The 3,275-nt window shown below is 38.0% G+C and carries 5 protein-coding genes; 4 read left to right on the top strand and 1 reads right to left on the bottom strand.

Features of this window, described 5'->3' with window-relative positions:
• Both ACOVO2_RS12620 and ACOVO2_RS12615 read left to right on the top strand, forming a co-directional pair.
• Nucleotides 1-1,029: Mur ligase family protein (locus ACOVO2_RS12620; protein ID WP_421770322.1), on the top strand; the 1,029-nt coding region annotated here is incomplete at its 5' end.
• Nucleotides 1,030-1,158: 129 nt separating this feature from the next.
• Entirely contained in the window at nucleotides 1,159-1,785 is a 627-nt protein-coding gene (locus ACOVO2_RS12615; RefSeq protein WP_421770321.1) for an HNH endonuclease, read from the top strand.
• Between the two features lie 117 nt (nucleotides 1,786-1,902).
• On the opposite strand, the gene ACOVO2_RS12610 is transcribed toward ACOVO2_RS12615, so the two are convergent.
• On the bottom strand, nucleotides 1,903-2,340 hold the full coding sequence (locus tag ACOVO2_RS12610; protein ID WP_421770320.1) for a CBS domain-containing protein: 438 nt from the start codon (nucleotides 2,338-2,340) through the stop codon (nucleotides 1,903-1,905).
• A 271-nt stretch (nucleotides 2,341-2,611) separates the two neighbouring features.
• Here ACOVO2_RS12610 and rplU point away from each other — a divergent pair, with 271 nt between their 5' ends.
• Nucleotides 2,612-2,923, top strand: a complete 312-nt coding sequence (gene rplU / locus ACOVO2_RS12605; RefSeq protein WP_188766534.1) for a 50S ribosomal protein L21 — start codon at nucleotides 2,612-2,614, stop codon at nucleotides 2,921-2,923.
• A gap of 93 nt (nucleotides 2,924-3,016) precedes the next feature.
• Nucleotides 3,017-3,274, top strand: coding sequence for a 50S ribosomal protein L27 (gene rpmA / locus ACOVO2_RS12600; protein WP_188766535.1), 258 nt, complete (start codon nucleotides 3,017-3,019; stop codon nucleotides 3,272-3,274).
• Nucleotide 3,275 lies beyond the last annotated feature (1 nt).

Here is a 3,275-nt window from a genome sequence, read left to right as displayed (position 1 = left end):
ATGGTTGAATTGAACGACGATTCGCCGGTTATTATCATCGAGGGCGACGAGTACCCCGAGTCAAAAATTCATCTTAAATCGAAATTTTTGTTCTATCATCCGCATATCGCTTTGTTCAGCGGTATCGCTTGGGACCACTTTAATATTTTCCCAACTTTCGATAGTTATGTACGTACGTTTGAAGAATTGGCGGATGGACTACCAAAGGCTGGGAGCATCATTTATGACGAAACCGATGATATTTTAAAGGTTATTGGCGAAAAAGACCGTGCTGATGTATCGAAGTTTCCGTATAAAGCACACCCATATAAAGTCGAAAATGGCAAGTGTATTCTCCAAACCAAAGATGGCGATGTACCGTTAGAAATCTTTGGTGAACACAACATGAAAAACCTCAACGGGGCGAAAATTATCCTCGACCGTTTGGGTATAACCGATGAAGAATTCTACGAAGCAATCCAGCATTTTTCGGGTGCGTCGAAGCGTCTTGAAAAACTCGGAGAAAACGGAAATACGCTTATTTACAAAGATTTTGCCCACGCTCCATCCAAACTTGAGGCAACAACCAACGCAACAAAATCGTTATATCCGAGCAGAAGGTTGGTTGCTTGCTACGAATTGCATACCTTTAGCAGCTTAAACAAAGATTTCTTGCCTCAGTATGAGCATAAAATGAACAATGCCGACACCGCCATTGTTTTCTATTCGCCGCATACACTCGAAATGAAACGTATGCCGATGATTACGCCTGATGATATAAAAAAGGCATTCGGCGATGAAAACTTAATGGTATTTACTGATGCCCAAGCATTGAAAGAGTTTTTGATGAGCCAAAATTGGTACCAGACCAACCTCCTGATGATGTCGTCTGGTACGTTCGGCGGGCTTGATTTAGTTCAATTATCAAGCGAAGTACTGGCCAAAGAAGTAGTTGAAGAATTTCCGAAAGTAAAAGTTATATCACAACCAAAAGAAGATAATTCGTGGTCGGGCTTACTCTCGACTTTCAAAAAAGTATTTGAAGGTTAATACCTTTTTTTCACACACTGTACATAATACACCTATGCAGTGACTAAAAATCGTACTTTATTTATTTTCAATATAGTATGAAGAGGGTTTTCTATTCATGAATTTATGGATACTAAAATTTAATGTAAGATGGAAGAAAAAAAGCAACCGATGCCTCCTTTACGTGCAACCATAAGGTTTCAGGCATATCCTAATGAGATTTGGAAAGAATTTAAGCCCGAAGGAGCAAGACGCCGATACATGGCATCAAATTTAGGAAGAATAGCATCTTTTTATGATGATTTGTATAAAGATGGCTACATACTGAAAGTTAGCAATGGCCATCCCGTGAGTGGAGCTAAAATAGGCCTAAAAATTTACAAGAAAGGAACAAAATTAGGGGTAAGAGGCCAACCTATTAGTGAAATTACCAATATTTCATACCCCGTACATAAAATCATAGCCGAACTTTTTTTGGAACAGCCCGATGAAGACCATGACTGTATCATTCATCTTGACCATGATAAGTTCAATAATGAAGTTAGCAACTTACGTTGGGTAACCAAGAAAGAATCGTGGGCACATCAGAAATTGGCTCCTTACTACAAACCACCTAAAAAAGGACGTAAACTTACCCCTGAAAGAGTAAGACTAATCAAGAAAAAAATTCTGGAAGGTAAGACCAAGCAATCGCTTTTAGCGAAACAATTTGGCTTGTCCGAAATGGGTATCTATCGAATAAAGACCGGAAAACTCTGGGCAGATATTGTTGTTTAGAGAATTAGTTATTGGTTATTAGAAAATCGGTGAACTGGTTAATAGTTAGTGGCAGTTAGTAATACTCCAGTAACAAATAACCAATTCACCAGTAACTAATAACCAGTAACCAAACTATCAGGCATAATTGCCCGAAATATATCCTTGCAAGGAAGCAATCTGTGATTTTTGCTCCTGAATAATTGACGTTACAACATCGTTGATAGAGATAATTCCCGATAACACCCCTGCTTCCATTACCGGTAAATGGCGAATATGCTTATCAGACATAATCTGCATAGCTACCTCAAGTTTATCTTCCATCTCGACCGTAATCACATTGGCAGTCATTACGTCTTTCACAAGTGTATCTTCTGAATGCAGGCCTTTCAGTACAATCTTACGGGCATAATCTCGCTCAGAGAAAATTCCTGATAGCTTCCCCTCATCAATAACCAATACAGCTCCGATATTTTTGTTAGCCATTTCTACCAAAGCATCATAAACGGTCGTGTGAGAAGTAACCGAAAAAAGGGCATTAATTTTCTTTCCTTGTAGAATTTGACGGATTTTCATAGAATTGAAGCATTTAAGGAGTTCAGAATAGTTTTATTACACAATTTGATAAATAAAATCAAATAAAACAATAGTTTGAAAAATAAAATTATATCATTAACTTTGCAGCCCCAAATAGTGTCTTTAAATAGTCGATGGCCATTAGTCAGTAGTCTACAGAGAAATAAAACGCTGTTTATCAGTATTTTTGCCGATAAAATGTAGTCAACTATTCAAAGCAACATCATCTGGAAATTTTAAATTTGATAATTGTTAATTATAACTCAAAATCATGTACGCAATCGTAGAAATCGCAGGGCAGCAATTTAAAGTAGAAAAGGGTCGCACACTCTATACACACAGATTAGAAGGTGATGTGAACGCTGCACTTGTATTCGACAAGGTTCTCCTTGTTGACAACGGCGGAACAGTATCAGTAGGTGCTCCGACCGTTAGTGGTGCTTCAGTAAAAGCAACCATTTTAGAACACTTGAAAGGCGAGAAAGTAATCGTTTTCAAGAAAAAGCGTCGTAAAGGATACGTTAAGAAAAACGGTCACCGTCAGTATTTGACTAAAATTCAAATCGACGAAATCGCTGGATAATCTTCATCGAATTCTAAACAAAGTCATTTAAAATATTTATTAATCTCACCTGCAAGTTTCTCAGAAATAAGTAGGTAAATATTTCAAGAAATCATGGCACACAAAAAAGGTGTTGGTTCGTCGAAAAACGGACGTGAATCAGAAAGCAAACGCTTAGGTGTTAAATTATTTGGTGGCCAAGCGGCTATCGCTGGTAACATCATCGTACGTCAACGTGGTACGAAACACAATGCAGGTGTAAACGTAGGTATCGGTCGTGACCATACTTTGTTTGCATTAGCTGACGGTATCGTTTCTTTCAAAAAAGGACGTGACGGAAAATCATTCGTAAGTGTTGAAGCACAAGCTTAAT

Origin of the sequence: Emticicia sp. (assembly GCF_049241225.1) — a bacterium.
In the GTDB taxonomy this organism is placed as follows: Bacteria; Bacteroidota; Bacteroidia; order Cytophagales; family Spirosomataceae; genus Emticicia.
Note: the sequence above shows the minus strand (reverse complement) of the source record. Positions and strands in the feature narration are given on the sequence as shown.